The organism is Sphingobacterium sp. LRF_L2 (genome assembly GCF_965644235.1).
GTDB lineage: Bacteria > Bacteroidota > Bacteroidia > Sphingobacteriales > Sphingobacteriaceae > Sphingobacterium.
Genome location: NZ_CBFFRI010000003.1, coordinates 552,659 through 572,607, shown reverse-complemented (window position 1 = coordinate 572,607; position 19,949 = coordinate 552,659). Strand labels below are relative to the sequence as shown.

The 19,949-nt window shown below is 37.2% G+C and carries 22 protein-coding genes and 1 tRNA gene; 12 read left to right on the top strand and 11 right to left on the bottom strand.

Annotated elements, in window-relative coordinates; translation table 11 throughout:
* The first annotated feature begins 3 nt into the window (after positions 1-3).
* The gene (locus tag ACSZOX_RS08550; RefSeq protein ID WP_437919455.1) at positions 4-1,266 is read left to right on the top strand and encodes a DUF4374 domain-containing protein; all 1,263 of its coding nucleotides are present in this window, start codon (positions 4-6) and stop codon (positions 1,264-1,266) included.
* A gap of 40 nt (positions 1,267-1,306) precedes the next feature.
* Here the strand turns inward: ACSZOX_RS08550 and ACSZOX_RS08545 are convergent.
* Positions 1,307-1,381 (bottom strand) — tRNA-Arg (locus ACSZOX_RS08545).
* A 150-nt stretch (positions 1,382-1,531) separates the two neighbouring features.
* On the opposite strand from ACSZOX_RS08545, the gene ACSZOX_RS08540 reads away from it, so the two are divergent.
* The 7 genes from ACSZOX_RS08540 (at position 1,532) to ACSZOX_RS08510 (ending at position 8,615) form a co-directional block, all read left to right on the top strand.
* Positions 1,532-2,188, top strand: coding sequence for a peroxiredoxin (locus tag ACSZOX_RS08540; protein WP_437919454.1), 657 nt, complete (start codon positions 1,532-1,534; stop codon positions 2,186-2,188).
* Between the two features lie 119 nt (positions 2,189-2,307).
* Positions 2,308-2,622 (top strand): thioredoxin family protein, encoded by a 315-nt coding sequence (locus tag ACSZOX_RS08535; RefSeq protein ID WP_437919453.1) that lies wholly within the window; start codon positions 2,308-2,310, stop codon positions 2,620-2,622.
* Positions 2,603-2,860 (top strand): DUF6952 family protein, encoded by a 258-nt coding sequence (locus tag ACSZOX_RS08530; RefSeq protein ID WP_437919452.1) that lies wholly within the window; start codon positions 2,603-2,605, stop codon positions 2,858-2,860. Before ACSZOX_RS08535 ends, ACSZOX_RS08530 begins: the two co-directional genes overlap by 20 nt.
* Positions 2,861-3,948: 1,088 nt before the next feature.
* Positions 3,949-4,074 carry a hypothetical protein gene (locus ACSZOX_RS08525; RefSeq protein WP_437919450.1) on the top strand — a complete coding sequence of 42 codons (126 nt, stop codon included), beginning with the start codon at positions 3,949-3,951 and terminating at the stop codon, positions 4,072-4,074.
* A gap of 83 nt (positions 4,075-4,157) precedes the next feature.
* Positions 4,158-6,596, top strand: a complete 2,439-nt coding sequence (locus ACSZOX_RS08520) for a PIG-L family deacetylase (RefSeq protein ID WP_437919449.1) — start codon at positions 4,158-4,160, stop codon at positions 6,594-6,596.
* Between the two features lie 15 nt (positions 6,597-6,611).
* Positions 6,612-6,809: a hypothetical protein gene (locus ACSZOX_RS08515; RefSeq protein ID WP_437919447.1), complete on the top strand. Its 198-nt coding sequence runs from the start codon at positions 6,612-6,614 to the stop codon at positions 6,807-6,809.
* Between the two features lie 105 nt (positions 6,810-6,914).
* Positions 6,915-8,615: a sodium:solute symporter gene (locus tag ACSZOX_RS08510; protein WP_437919446.1), complete on the top strand. Its 1,701-nt coding sequence runs from the start codon at positions 6,915-6,917 to the stop codon at positions 8,613-8,615.
* Here the strand turns inward: ACSZOX_RS08510 and ACSZOX_RS08505 are convergent.
* The 8 genes from ACSZOX_RS08505 to ACSZOX_RS08470 all read right to left on the bottom strand — a co-directional run bounded on the left by ACSZOX_RS08505 (position 8,595) and on the right by ACSZOX_RS08470 (position 14,839).
* Positions 8,595-9,494, bottom strand: a complete 900-nt coding sequence (locus tag ACSZOX_RS08505; RefSeq protein ID WP_437919445.1) for an N-acetylmuramoyl-L-alanine amidase — start codon at positions 9,492-9,494, stop codon at positions 8,595-8,597. The genes ACSZOX_RS08510 and ACSZOX_RS08505 overlap by 21 nt on opposite strands.
* An 8-nt stretch (positions 9,495-9,502) precedes the next feature.
* Positions 9,503-10,525 (bottom strand): DUF3078 domain-containing protein, encoded by a 1,023-nt coding sequence (locus ACSZOX_RS08500; RefSeq protein WP_437919443.1) that lies wholly within the window; start codon positions 10,523-10,525, stop codon positions 9,503-9,505.
* Positions 10,526-10,534: 9 nt separating this feature from the next.
* A complete protein-coding gene (locus tag ACSZOX_RS08495) occupies positions 10,535-11,281 on the bottom strand; it encodes a hypothetical protein (protein ID WP_437919442.1) in 747 nt (248 codons plus the stop codon).
* Between the two features lie 67 nt (positions 11,282-11,348).
* A complete protein-coding gene (locus ACSZOX_RS08490; protein ID WP_437919441.1) occupies positions 11,349-12,191 on the bottom strand; it encodes a glucosaminidase domain-containing protein in 843 nt (280 codons plus the stop codon).
* Complete coding sequence (locus ACSZOX_RS08485; protein ID WP_437919440.1) at positions 12,191-12,928, bottom strand: glucosaminidase domain-containing protein; 738 nt, start codon at positions 12,926-12,928, stop codon at positions 12,191-12,193. Before ACSZOX_RS08485 ends, ACSZOX_RS08490 begins: the two co-directional genes overlap by 1 nt.
* A 22-nt stretch (positions 12,929-12,950) precedes the next feature.
* Positions 12,951-13,586, bottom strand: a complete 636-nt coding sequence (locus ACSZOX_RS08480) for an O-methyltransferase (protein ID WP_437919439.1) — start codon at positions 13,584-13,586, stop codon at positions 12,951-12,953.
* A gap of 130 nt (positions 13,587-13,716) precedes the next feature.
* The gene (gene folE / locus ACSZOX_RS08475; protein ID WP_437919438.1) at positions 13,717-14,349 is read right to left on the bottom strand and encodes a GTP cyclohydrolase I FolE; all 633 of its coding nucleotides are present in this window, start codon (positions 14,347-14,349) and stop codon (positions 13,717-13,719) included.
* 76 nt (positions 14,350-14,425) lie between these two features.
* On the bottom strand, positions 14,426-14,839 hold the full coding sequence (locus ACSZOX_RS08470) for a 6-pyruvoyl trahydropterin synthase family protein (protein ID WP_437919437.1): 414 nt from the start codon (positions 14,837-14,839) through the stop codon (positions 14,426-14,428).
* A gap of 66 nt (positions 14,840-14,905) precedes the next feature.
* Between ACSZOX_RS08470 and mqnB the strand changes: the two genes are divergently transcribed.
* The 3 genes from mqnB (at position 14,906) to ACSZOX_RS08455 (ending at position 17,507) form a co-directional block, all read left to right on the top strand.
* Positions 14,906-15,523 carry a futalosine hydrolase gene (mqnB, locus tag ACSZOX_RS08465; protein WP_437919435.1) on the top strand — a complete coding sequence of 206 codons (618 nt, stop codon included), beginning with the start codon at positions 14,906-14,908 and terminating at the stop codon, positions 15,521-15,523.
* A 134-nt stretch (positions 15,524-15,657) separates the two neighbouring features.
* Positions 15,658-16,644: a pyruvate dehydrogenase complex E1 component subunit beta gene (locus tag ACSZOX_RS08460; RefSeq protein ID WP_437919434.1), complete on the top strand. Its 987-nt coding sequence runs from the start codon at positions 15,658-15,660 to the stop codon at positions 16,642-16,644.
* A 107-nt stretch (positions 16,645-16,751) separates the two neighbouring features.
* On the top strand, positions 16,752-17,507 hold the full coding sequence (locus tag ACSZOX_RS08455; RefSeq protein WP_437919433.1) for a DUF6263 family protein: 756 nt from the start codon (positions 16,752-16,754) through the stop codon (positions 17,505-17,507).
* 71 nt (positions 17,508-17,578) lie between these two features.
* Here the strand turns inward: ACSZOX_RS08455 and gcvH are convergent, their stop codons facing one another.
* Positions 17,579-17,959, bottom strand: coding sequence for a glycine cleavage system protein GcvH (gene gcvH, locus ACSZOX_RS08450; protein ID WP_437919432.1), 381 nt, complete (start codon positions 17,957-17,959; stop codon positions 17,579-17,581).
* 122 nt (positions 17,960-18,081) lie between these two features.
* On the opposite strand from gcvH, the gene ACSZOX_RS08445 reads away from it, so the two are divergent.
* Positions 18,082-19,281: an anhydro-N-acetylmuramic acid kinase gene (locus ACSZOX_RS08445; protein ID WP_437919431.1), complete on the top strand. Its 1,200-nt coding sequence runs from the start codon at positions 18,082-18,084 to the stop codon at positions 19,279-19,281.
* Here ACSZOX_RS08445 and ACSZOX_RS08440 read toward each other — a convergent pair.
* Positions 19,275-19,937 (bottom strand): DUF2461 domain-containing protein, encoded by a 663-nt coding sequence (locus ACSZOX_RS08440; RefSeq protein WP_437919429.1) that lies wholly within the window; start codon positions 19,935-19,937, stop codon positions 19,275-19,277. The genes ACSZOX_RS08445 and ACSZOX_RS08440 overlap by 7 nt on opposite strands.
* Positions 19,938-19,949: the final 12 nt, after the last annotated feature.

Here is a 19,949-nt window from a genome sequence, read left to right as displayed (position 1 = left end):
CACATGAAAATTAACACTTTGTTAAAAACAAGTCTCTTTATTGGTGCCTGCTCTCTTGGCTTACTTGGCTGTAAAAAAGATTCTGCAGTAGACAATACTGTGGTTACAGAAGCCGAATCTACTTTCGTATTTGTGGTACAAAGTGAGGCATCTAGCGAAGGTGGCGGAACAGGAACATATGCCGTACATGCCGATGATCTTACAAAAGGAACCCTAAGTATTATTGGTAACGGTATTCCAACCAATGAGTATTACTTTCAAGCACAGAACAACTATGTTTTTGGAATGGCCTATAGCACGCAAGGACCGATCACACCCTATGGTTTTGACAACTTCGGAGAATTGAACAAGTTTGATAAGAAAACAGTCAATACAATGCGTATAGGTATATTTGGAAACTACGGAGACAAAAATATCATATTAGGGTCCACAAATCGTAACATCAATGACCCTGTTGCTACTCTTCTAAACTTCGATGCAGAAAATTTTCTTATTGCGAACACAAACACGATTAACCTATCTACAGAAATCGCCGGTTCCGATCGCATGACCGTTTGGACTGGATTGTTCCAAGTCGGGGATAAGATCTATGTTCCTTATCAGATTGTAGACGGAACCAATACTTGGGGAGGAAACATATTGGAGATGGATAAAGCTACTATTGCAATTTTCGATTATCCAACCCTAAACCTTGTAAAGAAAATTGAAGATAGCAGGGGAAGTTATATTGGCAATTGGGGTAGTAATCAAGGAATAGGAGTCAGCGATAACGGCGATGCCTATACTTGGTTTACTGCTGGAACAACTTCTGCTGGTCTAGCATCTAAAAACAAATCCGGCATTTTAAGAATAAAAAAGGGAACTGATGTATTTGACGAGTCTTATTTTTTCAATGTAGAAGCATTAGGTAAAGGTAAAATTGCACGCGGAAATCATTTAATTGGCGATAAATATTTAATGACACTATACCAAACCGATGAAACAGGTGGCACTGTAGGCGGAAAAGTGAACTTAGCTATCGTAGATGTTGCTAACCAAACGGTTACGGAAGTTACAGGAGCTCCAGATCATGACCAATCGTCATATAATAACAAAGTTTATACAGAAAAAGATGGCAACACAGCATATTACATCTTAACAGATCCTACTGATGGAGAATTGTATGTTTACGTAATCGATATCGAAAAAGCAACTGCTACTCGGGGATTAAAATTCGAGGGAATCACTGATGTGACTGCATTTTCTAAGCTGGAAACAGGTAAATAAAATTTAAAAAAGGAGTTGAAAATTCAACTCCTTTTTTATTTGGTAGCCCCAAGCAGAATCGAACTGCTATCAAATGTTTAGGAAACATCTATTCTATCCGTTGAACTACAGGGCCAAGGCGAATCAACATTGTATTGCAAAAATAGCTTTTTTATTCTTTAATATTAAATAAACAAAATCTATAACTACCAACAACAATATATAGATTTTACCAATACATCATCAAGTTTTTTGATTCTTTCCTCTGCAAAAAAAGTTTAATTTTGTGGAACAAAAAGAAAGAATCATTATGAGTTTTACAGGTAAAAATTTTCCAAACATCACGGTCGACGCTATTGATTATTTAGGAGACAATTTCACAGTTAACATTTTTGAAAAAGCACAAGCTGAAGGCAAAAAAGTGTTGCTTTTTTGGTATCCAAAAGATTTTACTTTTGTTTGTCCTACAGAGTTACATGCATTTCAAGAGCAAGCTGAAGAATTTGCAAAAAGAAATACCATTCTTATTGGTGCTTCATGTGACTCAGCGGAAGTACACTTTGCTTGGTTAAATACAGCTAAAGATAATGGTGGTATTGAAGGTGTAGAATATCCACTTATCGCAGATACAAATCGCAATCTTTCTAGCGTATTGGGTATCTTGGAAATGAAAGAAATTGAACACCCTGAATATGGTACATTAGTAGAAGGTTCTGCTGTTAGTTACCGCGCAACATACCTTATTGATGAAGCAGGAAAAGTATTCCATGAATCTGTAAATGACATGCCTTTAGGTCGTAACGTAAAAGAATATCTTCGTTTGATCGATGCTTATACACACGTTCAAAAACACGGTGAGGTATGTCCAGCAAACTGGGAAGAGGGTAAAGATGCGATGAATGCGACTCGCGAGGGGGTTGCTTCTTATTTATCTGCCAACTAAAATATTAATCCTAGAAGGTGTCTAAATATTCGCTAAATTGATTCTTCAAAAGCTTTAGTGACTTATTCAATCCAAAAGAAATCACTATTTAGACACCTTCTTCAAAACATTTATCCTTTATGTTACAAGAATTAGAAAATGATTCTCTACAACAAATTGTTGAGAGCAATGATATCGTTTTGGTTCAATATTCAGCTTCTTGGTGTGGAAACTGCCGTATCATGAAACCAAAATTTAAAAAACTTGCATCGGAAACAGAGCAGGTACCGTTTGTAATCGTTGATGCTGAAAAATTTCCAGATTCGAGAAAACTCGCCAATGTAGATAACTTGCCTACATTTGCGGCTTTTAAAAACGGAAAATTAGTGAATCAAGTGCAAACAAATAAAATTGACGGTTTAATAGATCTTTTAAATGAAGTTACCAGTAATTAAACATTTGCTCGAGTTCATTGAGCAAAACGATGTAGATTTTGTCTTAGAGACCATCGAGACCCTTGAATCCTTAACAGAGGTATCGACATTAAAGGACGAGGAATTGGATGTTATTGGCGAGCTGATCTCTAATATGTATGGCGCGGTAGAAGTAGATAAATTAGTTAAAGAAGGTGCTTCAAAAAAAGATGCGTTAAACGGCTTCATGAAACGCGTCTTAGGATCTATTGATAAATAAACACACCTTACTGGAAGACTAAACAAAAGACCCGGTTGTTTATAACTTGTTCGTTGTGGAAAAGTTTTTCTTTCGAATATGGATAATTCCTGTTAATAAATCCTACTTTTATAATACTAAAGGTTACTATTTTAAAACTGTCGACTGTTACCGTTTGGTTTTTTCGAAATTCACAGGGTTGAATTGGAAGTTTTAGACAAAAAGATTTTTAATTGTTGGTAAAAGGGATCAAATGGCGATTTGATCCCTTTTATTCTTTATGATAACACGTGAAGACAGATTGTAGAAAACGAATTAAAGATTTACACCCTTTAGGAGATACTGCCAATCCAAATAATCCCGTGACTGCCATATTCGACGCTTAGTTTATGACAAAATCTTTAACCGATATTGTAATTACAAACTATTCCTCAACAGGGAATAAACCTTCAAACTCAAACCCTTTAATTCCTTAGGTTTAAGCATCTATAAGGATAATGTCTGCTCAGGATTGTTCAATCCCATGCATTTGAACGGGACGGATTTTTACCTCGAAGAGGACCTTCTGAAGGCTATGGAAGAGAGCCGAAATAAGGGCAGATGATGAAAAATTTGTCATAAACTCATATAAGTTTGTCGTATCCGAACTTCGTTTGTCATAAATTGATACGCGTTTGCGGTAGACTTGGTTGCGTTTGCGGTAAACTGATTCTCGTCTGTGAAAAACGCAATCGCGGTTGCTACAGATTGATATGCGGTTGGGGTGTCAGATGCTAGCTGATGATAAACTTGACTTCGTTTGCGACAGACGCAGTTGCGTTTGTGATACACTGATTCTCATTTGCAATAAACTACCATGCGGTTGGGATAGACTGTAATACGGCTGGGACAAATGTATATCGGGTTGGTTCAGACTAAGTGTCGGTTATGGGGGCTTTTTGGTTTTTTCTGGTAGGAAACAGGTCAGATTGGGTCAATTTAGGTCAAATCGGGTCAAAATTTCTTGGTGGTGGGTCTATTTTTTACGTTTGTACTGTTCGGATAGCTCGCGAGGAAGAACGGACAGTAGTGGCACACGCCGTGTTTTGTGTGCTAAGATGAATGAAAAAATGACGACTAAATTTAAAGCGCTCATCGGCTTTTCAGGGTTAAAAGAAGATGGGCTTGTGGTCGCTACGACGACAATCGTTAATACAATGACAGTAATGTTAGTCGAACAGATCGATTTCAACTAAAGTCTTTTCAACGTGAGCTGATTGAAAAAATTTTACAACAATCAGACCTTGCTTACGTCAAAATATTTTCTATTTTAGAAGCCATGAGAAGATATTTTATCTGCATTGCTGTTGCGGCTGTATTCATCAAGTATTCGAGTGCGCAATATCAGCCACTAAACGCATCTGAGATTTATCAAAACATTGAACGTTTAAACGTACTAGGATCTGTTTTATATTTTGCAGCTCATCCAGATGATGAGAATACAAAACTGATTGCTTATCTCGCTTCAGAGCGTAAAGTACGAACAGCCTATCTTTCTCTTACCCGCGGTGATGGGGGGCAAAATTTAATAGGTACAGAACAAGGAATTGAACTTGGTCTTATACGAACACAAGAGCTTCTACAAGCTCGGAAAATTGATGGAGGCGAACAGTACTTTTCCTCTGCGTTCGACTTTGGATTTTCGAAAACTTTCGAAGAGACCTTTTCCTTTTGGAAAAAACAGGAAGTTCTTCGCGAAGCCGTTTGGATTATTCGTAAACTGCAGCCCGATGTAATCATTACTCGATTTCCACCAGATGAAAGGGGGGGACATGGTCATCATCAAGCTTCGGCAATACTAGCACGAGAAGCCTTTAATGCTGCTGCCGATCCTAAAGCTTTTCCGGAACAACTTAAAGAGGTAAAACCTTGGAAAACGGCTCGCCTACTTTGGAATACTGCGAACTTTATGCAAATGCAAGGTGATAGTAAGAATCAGTTAAAAATAGATATTGGTGCCTTCAATCCCGTTCTGGGATTATCCTATGGAGAAATTTCTGCAAAAAGTCGCTCGCAACACAAAAGCCAAGGTTTTGGCACAGCCGCCACAAACGGAAAAACAATCGAAACATTCGAGTTTGTAGCAGGAAGCAAACCGTCCACAGATCTTTTCGACGGACTTGATATCAGTTGGGAACGTGTACCAAAGAGTCAATCCGTGCACAACGAAATTAAGAAACTCATTTCGAATTTCAACTTCTCTAAACCAGAAACAGCGGTTCCTCAGCTCGCAAAAATATGGAATGAGTTAAACAATCTAGATAACGGCTACTGGAAAACGCAAAAAATCAAAGAAGTTGAAAATCTTATTCTTGCTTGCAGTGGAATAAAGATAGAGAGCATCTCCCTACAACCTCGTTTCACTGAGAATAGCAATATTCCTTTCCAAACGGAAATTATTAAAAGAAACAATGATCTTTCTGTTCAATTACTTACAATCAATGAACAACGAATCAATAAGACATTACCAACAAATGAAATTGAACGTTTTGAAGGTACTATACCAAATGTAAACAGTACGCAGCCCTATTGGTTACAAAAGCCTAGTAGTCTAGGCAAATTCGACGTAGAAGAGAAATATTACGGCTTTCCTACCAATCCCGATATGCCTTCTGCAAAAGTTGTATTGGACTTTCAAGGTATTCCGATAAATATTTCGGTTCCTATACAGTACAGATATGTTGACCCCGTAAGAGGTGAAATACATGAATACATCGAAGTTGTCCCTTCCATTACCGCTAGCGTAGAAACAAAATCCGTACTTTTAGAAACAGGACAGAAGAGAACGCTTTCAATTACCTTCGAAAGAAATGATACGAATCTAAATACTGCAAATATTGACGTTAACATTTCATCGCCTGGATGGACAGTATCTGAAGAGAAAATACCTTTAACGTTTGAAAAAAATCAAACAAACATTACGAAAACGATCCAAATAAGTAATCTTCCTGGAAATACCGAAGACGCTTCATTGCGTTTTATTTATAATGGTAAAGCCTTGAAAGATATTCGTGAAATTAGCTATGAACATATTCCTCGTCAAGCTTGGTTTCCAGACGTAAACGTTAAACTCGAACCGTTAACGTTAATAAACCCTGTAAAAAAAGTTGGCTATATTATGGGGGCTGGGGACTTAGTTCCAGAATCCCTACGAAATATTGGAATTGGCGTAGATATCTTGGATATCACCAAATTAAACCGTGATATACTGTCTTCCTACGATGCTATCATATTCGGTGTTCGTGTTTTGAACGTTGAACCAGGGATTGCAAAAAAATTACCCATCGTTTTTGATTACGTAAAAGATGGTGGAACTTTGCTCATGCAATATAACGTAAACTCGCGTCTTATAACGGAGAATATTGCTCCATATCCTTTCCAAATCACAAGATCCCGCGTAACAGAAGAAGACGCCATTGTAGAATTTATAGATCCTTCAGATCCTGTGTTAAATTACCCGAATAAAATTACTTCGAATGATTTTAAGGGTTGGATACAGGAACGTGGGTTATATTTTGCGGAACATATCGATTCTAGTTACCGTACTCCATTGCTTATGCATGACAAAAACGAACCCGCACATAATGGCTCACTATTGGTTAATAAATTAGGAAAAGGCAAATTTGTCTATACGTCACTATCTTTTTTCAGACAATTACCCGCAGGAATTCCCGGAGCTTACAGATTATTTGTAAATTTGTTAGCAAAAGAACAATAAGCACAAGTTGATACAATGGAAAATCAAGTAGAAAAAAATGAAACATTGGATGCAAAAGGCATCATTATATTAGCAGGAACTATCTTCGGCGCGTTAATTTCAATTGTTGCCTCTGGTACATTCCTTGGTTTTATTAAAGGAATCGTTATTGGACTCGTTTTCGCTATTTTCTTTATTAGCGTATTTCTTCCACATAAACCCCATGACAGATAGAGGATTACCTCCCTTTGTAAAAAGTTGGCGGCAGTTTTACATATTCGTTTGTGTTTGGCTGGGGCTCTGCATTTTGCTAATGTATTGGTTTACTAAAATCTTTTCATGAGTACTATTGATTGGATAGTACTCTTTTTTACTCTCCTTATTATTGTCGCTTATGGCATGTATAAGAGCAGGGGAATAAAAAATATAGAAGGTTATATTGTTGGCGACCGTCAACTCCCTTGGTATAACGTGGGCTTGTCAGTAATGGCTACACAAGCTAGTGCTATAACCTTTCTATCGGCACCCGGTCTAGCTTACTCTTCAGGGATGAGTTTTGCCCAGTTCTATTTTGGACTACCTCTTGCCATGATCGTCCTGTGCATTACATTTGTACCTATATTTCATCGTCTACGTATCTATACTGCTTACGAATTTCTTGAAAAACGATTCGATGTACAAACGCGAGTATTAACAGCGTCGTTATTCCTTATACAGCGGGGAATCTCTACAGGCATCACAATATTCGCACCTTCTATCATATTATCGAGCATATTACATTTAGATGTCACTTATACGACATTGATGATAGGTAGCGTAGTTATTCTTTATACTGTATGGGGTGGTACTAAAGCGGTTTCTTATACGCAGCTTTTACAAATGGCTATCATTATCGGAGCACTATTGACAGCAGGAGTAATGGTAGTGCATTTGCTTCCCGACAATATCGGTTTTCTAGATGCTCTGCATATTGCTGGAAAAACAGGTAAAACAAACGCAATAGATTGGACTTTTGATCTGGAGAATCAATACACAGTATGGACAGGCTTAATAGGCGGTTTTTTCTTACAGTTATCTTATTTCGGCACTGACCAAAGCCAAGTTGGACGATATCTAACAGGATCGTCGGTTCGCGATTCCCGTATGGGACTTCTCATGAATGGACTATTGAAAGTACCCATGCAATTTTGTATTCTATTAATTGGGGTATTGGTGTTTGCTTATTATCAATTCAATACACCTCCTTTATTCTTTAATAATGTCGAAGTAAACCGTATTGAAAAAAGTGCATATGCTTCAGATTATGCCCAAATCATACAAAAACACGAATCGCTAAACGAGACAAAACGAGAAAACATAAAACAATTTCTTGCTGCTAAGGCACAAAAAAATGCACAAGTAGAAGAAGCTGCAATACAGGCTTTAAAAAGTAAAAATCAAGAGGACATAGCTCTACGAGCAGATTTAGAATCTCTACTAAAGAAAAATAATCCCCAAGTTGAGCTCAACGACAACAACTATATCTTCCTTTCTTTTGTTACGAACACATTTCCTATTGGATTGATCGGTTTACTGATCGCTGTCATTTTTTTAGCATCAATGGGCGCAACGGCAAGTGCGATCAACTCACTGGCATCGACCACTGTAGTCGATATCTATAAGCGTTTTATCAATAAAAAGGGCTCAGATAGAGGCTACTTGAACGCTTCTCGTGTATTTACTTTTTTATGGGGTATAATTGCATTGCTTGTTGCTCTATTTGCGAGTCAATTAGGCAACCTATTAGAGGCTGTAAACATATTGGGATCTTTATTCTACGGTACTATTTTAGGAATTTTCCTTGTAGCATTCTACTTGAAGAGCATAGGTGGTAAAGCAGTTTTTTGGGCAGCTATCCTATCCGAAATAGTCGTGTTTATCATTTGGAAAACGGATATTATGGCTTATCTATGGCTCAATTTGGTAGGCTGTATAACTGTGATATCAATCTCTTTTTTATTCCAATTGTTATCTCGAAGATCAAAAATATCGACGATATAAATTGTACAGCACCCGTTTATCAAAATCTGTAAGCATCTCACTGTTACCATCCAAGCCGATAAACTTTCGCTTAAAGGCTATAATTGTGGCCCTTAAATTACTTACATCATACCCTATTATACGCAGGGCATCTACATAATTAAAATTTTCAGGAACAGGAACTAGATTCGATTCGTCATACCAAACACCAAAACCTTGTTCTGCAAGTTTCTTCCAAGGAAAAAAAACACTCGGATCATCTTTGCGTGTGGGCGCTATATCAGCATGACCAATAAAATTTGTGAAAGGAATCTGATATTTTGTTTTTAAAGTGTCCAACAAGGTTAAAAGTGCATTTATTTGCACGTCTGGAAATGCTTCCTTTCCATTATTGTCCAACTCTATACCGAGTGATATTGAATTCATATCCGTTACATTTCCCCATTTCGATTTTCCCGCGTGCCAAGAACGGAGATAGTCATTCAGCATTTGTACGATTTGACCATCTTTGCCTATAACATAGTGTGCTGAGACCTTCGTATGCTCTAACTGAAAGGTACGTATCGTCTGATTAATACTCTGTTGAGCCGTGTGATGAATAATAACAAAATTTGGCTTACGTACATCATAATGAATCGCTTCCGTCCAATCTGCACTTTTGGTAATTCCATTTCGCATCATCATCTGTATCCGGTCCTCTGTTGTTAAAACAGAGGGAATTCCGCTCAACTGATTTTCCATTAGCGTTTCGGCCAGCGGGGGAGGCCGTAGTGAATCAATGCTTATTTTTAGGGTATCTGAACGTAAAACAGGTATATTCCCTGCCTGCAAAATTCGATTTTTAGGCGTTCCACAAGCAACGAAAAATGGTATAATTAAAAAAAAATATATTCTTTTCAATATTCTATTTATTGTGGCAAGGAGTAGGTTAGTCCCAAGGCTAAAAACTGACTAAATTGAAGTTCTGGTTTTGTTTTCCCGCGATCTTTATCGATAAAGTCACTATCGTATAACATTACACCGCCCAAAGATACCTGAACAAGCTTCGTAACTTTCGCTGCTAAAGTCAAATCTAAACGATGTGAAGGATCGCCCAATTTTTCGTAATCAGCAGTTAACAAATATTCAGATTTAATATTTAAATTCTTCGCAAGATCTCGATTCAATTTAGCTCTTAATTGAAAAGCGAGCAAATTCTTCATTGTCTTTCCTTCTTCAATATCATACAACGTTACATCAACATTCTTATCAAATACGAATGTCTGACGCGCTGTTCCCGTACCAAAACTTAGAGAAAATGTTTTATCAGGAATAAACTCAAAACCGAAAGATTCTGTCAAACGAGCTGGGGCGAAGAAGTTTGATTTTGTACCACTAACGTACTCATTTCCTAAGGAATCTTTCGCATAAGTATATCCTTTGTCAAACTGGCTTTCGAAGGCAAGAGAAGCAAATAACGACCATTTTGGAGACAATTTATAGGAAACTTTATGATCCCAATACATACGATCCAAATTCTTTTTTGAAAGGGTTTTTACATCATGATTTAAAAAATCATTTTGTATTTTTCCATATTGCAAGTCCAATTCTGTCGTATACGAAAATTTATTCTTCGTATACTCCGATTTATGATTAGCTAATATAGATACCGCTATAGAACTAACCCCTCCCTGGCTCCAGCTATCACTGAAAGCCGTCTGATTAGCGTTCATCCCGAGTTTTGTCCAATGTTTCCAGTAATTTACTTCTAAACCTAGTTTGGGGATCGGAACAAGTATTTGATTGATATTCGCTACAGGCGATTTAGATTCGTCCACCAAAACTGTATCCGGTTTCGCGCGAAGCTTTTTTAGGTCAACTTGAGCACTAGCAAACTTTCCTGCCAGCAATGCCGCAACAACTACAAGTAACTTAATTTTATTCACTATCATGTCCTTAAATTAATTAACATCTAAATCTATATCCGGTAATTTCGGTAAAAAGCGCAAGTTAGGATTTAATTTAAATATTTCATATTTACTTCGAATATAGGAAGAAAGTTCATAGGGTGATGCAGCCACGGCAAAATAGTAGGTCGGTCTAAAATTATGCATAAAAATAGAAAGACGTTCACCTGTCAACCCCGTAACTCCCGTTACTAAATCTGGCGTAAATTTCGAATCAATAACATTATCCTCATACTCAAGCTGTATTATATGTGTTAAGCGTCTGGCATTTTTTCCTTCTCTGCTAAGCATGTTATAGATTGCGCCAATGCTAAGTCCAGCTCCAGTTGGCCCGACACTAAATACGGAACCTGGATCCGCCAACTTAAACGCTTTATTAAAATCGTCTTTACGTTGCTGCAAGACTTCTTCTGGCGATCGGCGGGCAACAACGTTAACCTCAGGAATATAAATAGAGGATCGGTGTAAGTACATCATTAAGACTTTTTGTCCGCTGTATTGAATAGTATCAGCAAAATAACCTTCTTTCGATGTGATGATCAAATCGCCTAATGATACCTCCATGTTAAACTCCCCACGTGCATTATTATAAGCATTCTCTTTACTCCGTTCGTTTTTAACAAAAACTTTACCAATTCTTTGATTCGTATCTTTATCAAAAACAATACCCTGCACTAGTGCTCTCTGTGCATAGAGTGAGGAAAAAACAAAAAAGTAAACCCAGACAAGAATATATTTCAAAGCATCCACGGATATAAAACTACAGGAAAGAAGTTTATGTTTCCATTTTTTAACAACTTTTATCCTTTTACTTCGATATAACCAAAAGTTGCCCTATAGATAAATTGTCAGAAGAAAGACCATTGAGTTGTTTAAGTTGTTCAACGCTTATACGATATTTCGTGCTAATACTAAAGAGGGTTTCCGAAGCTTTCACTTCGTGAATAATCATAGCCACAGCATTTTTTATTTGTTCTGTCTGAACTTGAGGTTCTTGAACGGCTTTCTCTTGGATAATTTCCTCCACTTTTTCTTCCCTTTGCTCTTTTGCAACATAGGAGGCCTCAGCACGATCGTATTTATAAAGCTGATAGCGCTCTATAAGATCTATCAAGAGATCAGGATACCTTGGGTTTGTTGCATATCCAGCATCCTTCAAGCCTCTGGCCCAACCGCGATAGTCATTTTTATCCAAAAGGAACAATTTTTCATACCGTTTCCGTAAAAGAAATTGGCTATGATCGCGAAATGATTGTTCTGGATTATCGTATACTCGAAAACAATCATCTACCTTGTCATCCGGCCTTGTTACCGACTTCCCAGACCAAACACCTCCGCACTTGATTCCAAAATGATTATTTGCCTCACGCGCCAGATAACTGTTACCACTTCCAGACTCTAGGAGAGCCTGAGCTAGCTTAATGCTTGCTGGTATACCATATTGGTTCATTTCAGCAATAGCGATATCCTTGTATTGTGAAATGTAATTCAAACCAGAAGAAGATGTTCCGCTACTCGTTCGTGTATTTTCTATAGACCTATGAACGTCTTTCTTATTCGTAGGTGACTGCAGTACTGTAGATCTTTTAGATGCACAAGAACTTATTCCGAACGCGAGAATCAGTATAAAATATAATCTGGTTGATTTCATTAAAGTAATAATCGTTGACCGATGGCAAGCTTCGACGACTGCAAGTTATTTCTTTTCTTAAGCGTCTCAATAGAGGTATCATATTGCTTAGCGACCTCAGATAAAGTGTCTCCTTTCTTGACTATATGTGTCTGCAAGCCTTTCAGGTGATCTATCGATGATTCATTTTTTTCCATTACGCTCATCAACAAATCTGAAGACTTGTTGTCTTCTTGGTTCGCTAAAAGTACATTTTCAGTATTCAATTGGTCAAATTCATCCAAATTATACCTATTAATGGTCGCTATCACCTTCGAAGACCAAGATCGAGTCGTAGAATAACCCGAACGGGCAATCCCCTTGATCCAGCTGTTATAATCTTCTTGACTACAGGTTTCAAAAAGTGTATTCGTCGATTTTCTTCGCTTCAAAAAACCAATAAAATCCAAATAGGAATCTTTTACTGAACCATATCCCTTATACGCCGACCGAATAGTTTTACTGGTATTTTTTCCTTTAATCCCGAAATGGTTGTTCAGGTGTTGGGCTATACGACTATTTCCATAAGCACTTTCATGGATCGCTACAGCTAAAATAACAGATGCTGGCACACCTGTCTCAATCATTAATTGTTGTGCTATATCTTTATGTTCAGCGATATAGCTACTCGGGGAAAATTTTTGTGCAATTGTCGTCTTGACAGTAAACACAAACATCAGCAGCACAAAAACGTACTTACCAATACCTGTCTTTTGCATACATTTACTTTTAGTTCAACAATTACTTTTTGCGTAATACAAAAAGTCCATCTCTAATTGGCAAAATAAGCTTCTCCACACGTTGATCTTTTGCCAAAGTTTCGTTCAACGTCGATACCATTTTCGTTTGGCTATCAGCGGCATTTAATACTACTTTTCCTTTCCAGAGCACATTATCAATCAATATCAATCCTCCACTCGGAACACGTTCTATCAAAGCATCATAGTAAAAAAGATTTCTTTTTTTATCTGCATCGATAAACAAAATATCCAATAGACCTTCAATAGACGAGATGACAGTTGCTGCATCTCCTATATGATATTGTATTTGCTCAGCATAAGGAGATTCATTAAAATACCCTTGCACTCTTTCTTGTTGTTCTTCGTTTATATCTATGGTATGAATAACCCCGTCGGCAGATAAACCTTCGGCTAGACATAAAGTTGCATATCCCGTAAACGTACCTATTTCCAAAATTTGCTTTGGTTGAACAAGTTTTGAAAGCATAGCCAATACACGTCCTTGAAAATGTCCAGACAACATATGTGGCATTGTCTCCTTTAAATACGTTTCTCTATTGATCCGTTTTAAAAGTTCGCTTTCTTCGTCACACGTCCCCTCCAAATAAGTATTTAAAGCCTCTTCAGTCTCAAGCATAGCCACAAAAGTAATAAGTACTTCGATATTGCGAAATACTTTAACAAAAATTAATAAACTGCCTTACACCACATTAGCTATAAAAAGGCACTTTTTGAAATCAAAAAGTGCCTTTTTATAGCTAAAAATACTAATCCAAAGAAGCGGTTATTAACCGAATAAATTCTGATCTTGTAACATCATTCTGGAAAGCACCTGTAAAAGCAGATGTTGTGGTTACAGAGTTTTGCTTTTGTACCCCTCTCATCGCCATACACATATGCTTACATTCTATAACAACAGCCACACCAGCGGGTTTTAGAGTATCTTGGATACAATCTCGAATTTCGTTTGTTAAACGCTCTTGCACTTGCAATCTCCTTGCAAAAGCGTCGACAACCCGAGGAATCTTACTTAATCCAACGATATGACCATTCGGAATATATGCGATATGTGCTTTGCCGAAAAAAGGAAGCATATGATGTTCACACATTGAATATACTTCTATGTCCTTAACCACAACCATCTGGCTATAATCTTCTTCAAACATAGCGCTACGTAAAACCTTAGCAGCATCGATATCATATCCATGTGTCAAAAATTGCAAGGCTTTCGCTACACGCTCTGGAGTTTTCGCAAGACCTTCGCGCCCTGGATTTTCACCAAGAGCTTTCAAAATAGCAGGGTAATGTGCCGCAATTTCTTCGACTTGCTTTTCATTATATTGGTCAATTTTCATATAACCGTCCTGCTCTTCGTGTTCGAAAGATGTTATGTCACTCATTTTTAAAAAGTAAAAAGTAAAAATTAACACTAAAACCTAAGCCTTAGACACGCTTAGATTTAGTTTGCTATTCGTATTATTCGCCGAAATATTCGACATAATTGTTTTCGGTTTCGTGGAGTTTTACAGCGTGTAATTGTACCTTTTCCTGTTCGAAAAATGGCTGAAGTACATGAAAAATTTCGACAGCAATAACTTCTGTCGATGCTTTTTTTCCTTTCATAAAGTCCACGTCAAGGTTAACGTTTTTATGATCTAATTTATCGATCACATGCCTCAAGATAATGCTTTTCATTTTCTTGAGATCAATGACAAATCCCGTTTCTGGATTAATTTCTCCTTTTACGGTTACAAATAACACATAATTATGTCCATGCCAATTTGGATTGGAACAGTTGCCAAACACAGCCTCATTCTGTTCCTGTGACCAATCCTCGCGATATAGTTTATGCGCTGCGGAAAATCTCTCTCTTCTTGTGATATAGATCATAATACAAAGATAGGGCTAAAAAACTATATTTTGTTATCTTGCACATTGCAAACAGCACGCCATTCCATGAACACACTTGTCATAGCAGCAACCGTAGAAGAAATTCAACCTTCTTTGCATTTTCTAAACGAAAGAAAAATTCCCTATATAATTACAGGGGTAGGTATGATAGCAAGTGCATATGCGATAACGAAGGCCGTGACACTCACGAATCCCGATTTACTCATACAGGTCGGTATTGGTGGCATATTAGATACAGAAGCAACATTAGGAAGTGTTTATCAAATCCAAGAAGATCTAATTTTCGACTTCGGAGCAGAAGACAACGACAGCTTTATTCCAATGGATCGACTAGGTTTCGGCAAATCTCATTTCTCGCAACCCAAGTTACCAGACGCTATTGTTCTCCCCAACACGAAGCATGCGCGGGGTATCACTGTGAATAAAGTACATGGAAACCCATCAAGTATAGCACAATTAAAAAACCAATATTCAAGTCCAATCGTCGAGTCTATGGAGGGAGCTTCTGTTTTCTATGTCGCTGAAAAAGAGAAAATAATGGCATTACAGTTCAGAGGCATATCGAATTTTGTTGAGCCAAGAAATAGAGAATCATGGCAAATTGGCTTAGCAATACGAAACTTAAACATACATCTCCAAGAAGTCATACATTGCTTAGCTTAAAAAGAGGGCACTAAGTATTAAAAATGTTCCTAAATAATGACATATTTAAGGCTTTTTTGCGTTAAATCCATTACGAAATATCAATTAAATATAGTAGTTTTGCGATATTCAAAAAAGACACAATTTTACTACTGATGAGAGAAATACAATTCAGAGAAGCGCTTCGTGAGGCAATGAACGAAGAAATGCGTAAAGATGATAAAATATTCTTGATGGGCGAAGAAGTCGCTGAATACAATGGTGCATACAAAGTGAGCCAAGGTATGTTAGATGAATTTGGCCCAAAACGAGTGATTGACACGCCTATCGCTGAGCTTGGTTTTGCAGGTATCGGGGTAGGAGCCGCAATGAACGGTTTGCATCCAATCATCGAGTTCATGACTTTCAACTTCTCTTTAGTTGCCATCGATCAGGTTATTAATGCAGCAGCTAAAATTCGGCAGATGAGTGGTGGCCAATTCTCTTGTCCAATCGTTTTCCGAGGTCCTACAGGAAATGCTGGACAATTAGCGGCACAGCACTCTCAAAATTTTGAAAACTGGTTTGCGAACACTCCTGGATTGAAAGTTGTCGTTCCTTCCAACCCTTATGATGCAAAAGGTTTACTAAAATCTTCAATCATCGATCCAGATCCTGTTATATTTATGGAGTCAGAAGTGATGTATGGAGATAAGGGGCATGTTCCTGAAGAAGAGTATTATCTTCCTATCGGAAAAGCAAACATTATCAAAGAAGGAACTGATGTAACGGTTGTTTCTTTTGGTAAAATGGTCCCTCGCGTGGTTATTCCTGCGGTAGAAGAATTAACAAAAGAAGGCATCAATGTCGAATTAATTGATTTACGTTCTGTACGTCCTATCGACTATCCAACTGTAATAGAATCTGTTAAAAAAACAAATAGATTAGTCGTTGTCGAAGAAGCTTGGCCACTAGCCTCTATATCTTCGGAACTAGCATTTAAAGTTCAAAAAGATGCCTTTGACTATCTAGATGCTCCTGTGACACGTGTTACATCAGCAGATGTTCCTCTTGGATACGCACCAACATTGGTAGAAGCTACCTTACCTAGTATCGCTAAAGTGGTAAAAGCAGTGAAAGAAGTGTCTTATCTTAAGAAGTAATATTACATTTTTTAGGAATATACAAAAGGTCTTCAATATATTGAAGACCTTTTTTTGTGCATATTAACAATAAAAAACATATATTCACCACATACTAAAACGTAACTATGAGAAAACTTTTTATTACAGGTGCTATACTCTTCACGGGGTTATTTTCATTTGCCCAAAAAACAATAAATTTCCAATTAAATCCAGAGATTGGTAAACCGTTGATCATTAATATGCTTGTAAAAACTGACGTAGATGGACCACAAAGTATAATTATGGATATGGCCATGAAAATGACTATGACCCCGACGCAAAGAGTGGACGAAAAAATCACGATAGAAAACGTTACGAATTCGATAAAAACAGATATCAATGCTGGCATGATGACTATGTCATATAATTCAGAACAAGAGCCACAGGATGAAGCTGGAAAAATGTTAGCTGCCCAATTTTCTAAAATAGTTGGTCAAACGATAACGATGGTTTTAACCTCAAAAGGCGAAGCTTTAGACATAATTTTGCCAGAAGGAATGCAGGAAACAGTTGATAAAAGCACTTTTTCAAATATCACAACACCTCTACCTGCTGAATCCATTAGTATAGGAGCGAGCTGGAAACATGAAGCCGAAATGTCCAATAATCCCATAATAGCAAAAACCGAAAGCACATCCACTTTTAAAGAAGAAACTTCGGATGGTTACGTCATCGAAGTTGTGGGAAAATTATTAGATGAATCAAACAATGAAATTGGTACTATTAGTGGTTTAAACACCTTAGATAAAAAAACATTCATAACGAAAAAAGCACAAGTAAAAACGATTTTTGAATCCGAAGGAACAAAAATCGTCAGTGACATCGATATGAATGTCGAATAGCATTATTCTTACATAAAAAAAGCGGGGTCTTTGTAGAAAGGACCCCGCTTTTTTATTATACATTATACCTTTTATGCATTAATTTCTGACTTATATTGTTCAGAAGACAATAAAGCATCTACATCTGCTACATTATTTAATTTCACTCGTATAATCCATCCCTCTCCATAAGGATCCGTATTAACAAGTTCTGGTGATGAATCAATAGCATCATTCACTTCTAAAACAGAAGATGCAACCGGCATAAACAAATCAGAGACCGTCTTTACAGCTTCCACTGTACCAAAAACCTCGTTTGCAGCCACTTCTTCACCTACCGTATTGATATCAACGAAAACTATATCTCCTAATTCGCGCTGAGCGAAATCTGTAATACCGATAACGGCTTCATCACCTTCTACACGAACCCACTCGTGATCCTTTGTGTATTTTAACTCTGCTGGAAAATTCATACTTTATTTTTCTTTGTTCAAAAATAAAATTATCCTTTGATATAACCAAAATTTAAACATTTTACGGAAATTTCAAGCGCTACACTCCTTCTTATTCTTAACTTTTCTTGTATTTTTATGATATGAACCCACTAATACAGAGACTTTATCAAATTGCAAAAAAAGACAACAGACGTATCATAGGTTTAATGTCTGGAACTTCTTTAGATGGACTTGATATTGCTTTATGCCACATCACAAACAGTGGAAGCAATACCTCATTGTATTTAGAGAAGTTCATAACTCTCCCTTATGAGGATATCTTCAGACAAGAAATACGTCAGATATTTGCGAAAAGAGAAATAGATCAGCAAACCCTATCAGGCCTTAACGTCTATGTTGCACAAACACATGCTCAACTCGTTAATCAGGCTTTGAAACAATGGCAAATTAATCCTGATCAAATTGATATTATCGCCAGTCATGGCCAAACGGTTTATCATGCTCCACAACGTCTAACAAAGGATTTACATCTCCCAAACAGCACCTTACAAATTGGCGACGGTGATCATATTGCTGTTATGACGGGAATTATAACACTATCCGATTTCCGGCAAAAACATATCGCTACCGGCGGAGAAGGAGCTCCATTAGCTGCTTACGGAGACTATCTTCTTTTTAGGGATAAGATAGAAAATCGCTTTCTACTTAATATTGGTGGGATATCAAACTTTACCTTTCTACCTAAAAGTGGATCGGCTAGAAAAGCTTACGCTACGGATATTGGTCCAGGGAACACCATGATGAATCAATATATGTTTGAAAACTCTGGTTTGGAGATGGATAAAGATGCTACTATGGCAAAAATGGGAACTGTAAACCAATCGCTCTTAGCCACACTATTATCTCATTCCTTTTTTAAAGAATCGTTTCCCAAAACTACAGGACCTGAATTATTTAGCTTATCCTATCTAAAACAAGCCCTTAAAAGTGTCAATTGTAAAGAACTATCTTGTCATGATATAATGGCGACACTCAATAAATTTTCAGCGGAAAGCATTATAAAAGCAATCAAAGAACAAGCAAAATCGTTAGATGATGTAGCCATTTACGTAAGTGGGGGAGGACTCCATAACCCATTATTGATGCAGCATATAAAAGATGGACTTTCTGAAGAAATAAAAGTTACTTCATTTTATGATCTAAACTTAAATCCTGATGCTAAAGAAGCCTGTCTTTTCGCTATTCTCGCAAACGAAACCTTATCCGGAGAAAAAGAAAATGTACGTAATTTATCAGATTCTCCAGCGGTATGTATGGGGAAAATCAGTCTGCCTTATTGATCTAAAGCCTGATGAATAAAACTCTTAAAAGGGTGTATTCTTCGTGCAACGTTAGATAAAAGCTTTACGGATTTTTCACTTGTCAATTCAGCATCCGAAAAAGATTGGTATAAAATAAAGCTCTTCAATTTAAAAAGCTCTATATGAGGATCCTCCTCGTTATATCCTGCTGGTGCTCTTTTCAATTTATCCTCTGTAGACAAATCACTCAAAGACCAATTTCCTTGCTCCAATGCTTTCACCAAAGCATCATAATTATAATCGATTTCTTGACGAATAGCATCAAGGTGATGTTTTTCAGGACGCCAATAGCCTGCAGCTAAAAAATTCTTACCGGGTTCGATATGTAAATAATATTCTGGTCCATCCAACTTCCTACCATCGATAGAGATACCGGCTGCAAACCATGTTTTATAAGGCGTTTTATCCTTAGAAAATCGAGTATCTCGATAAATGCGAAATAAACATTTTCCAGCCTGTATATCCGTATTGATATGTGGGTCGAAAGTGGAAAGATCCTCAATAAGAGAGGCGATAAACTCTTTAACATTCGCTAAAGAAATTTCATATATCTCCCGATTAGCTTGAAACCAATCTCTATCATTATTTTCTCTTAATTTATTTAAGAAATCAAATGTTTTTTTCTCTATTTTCATATCTATAAGACT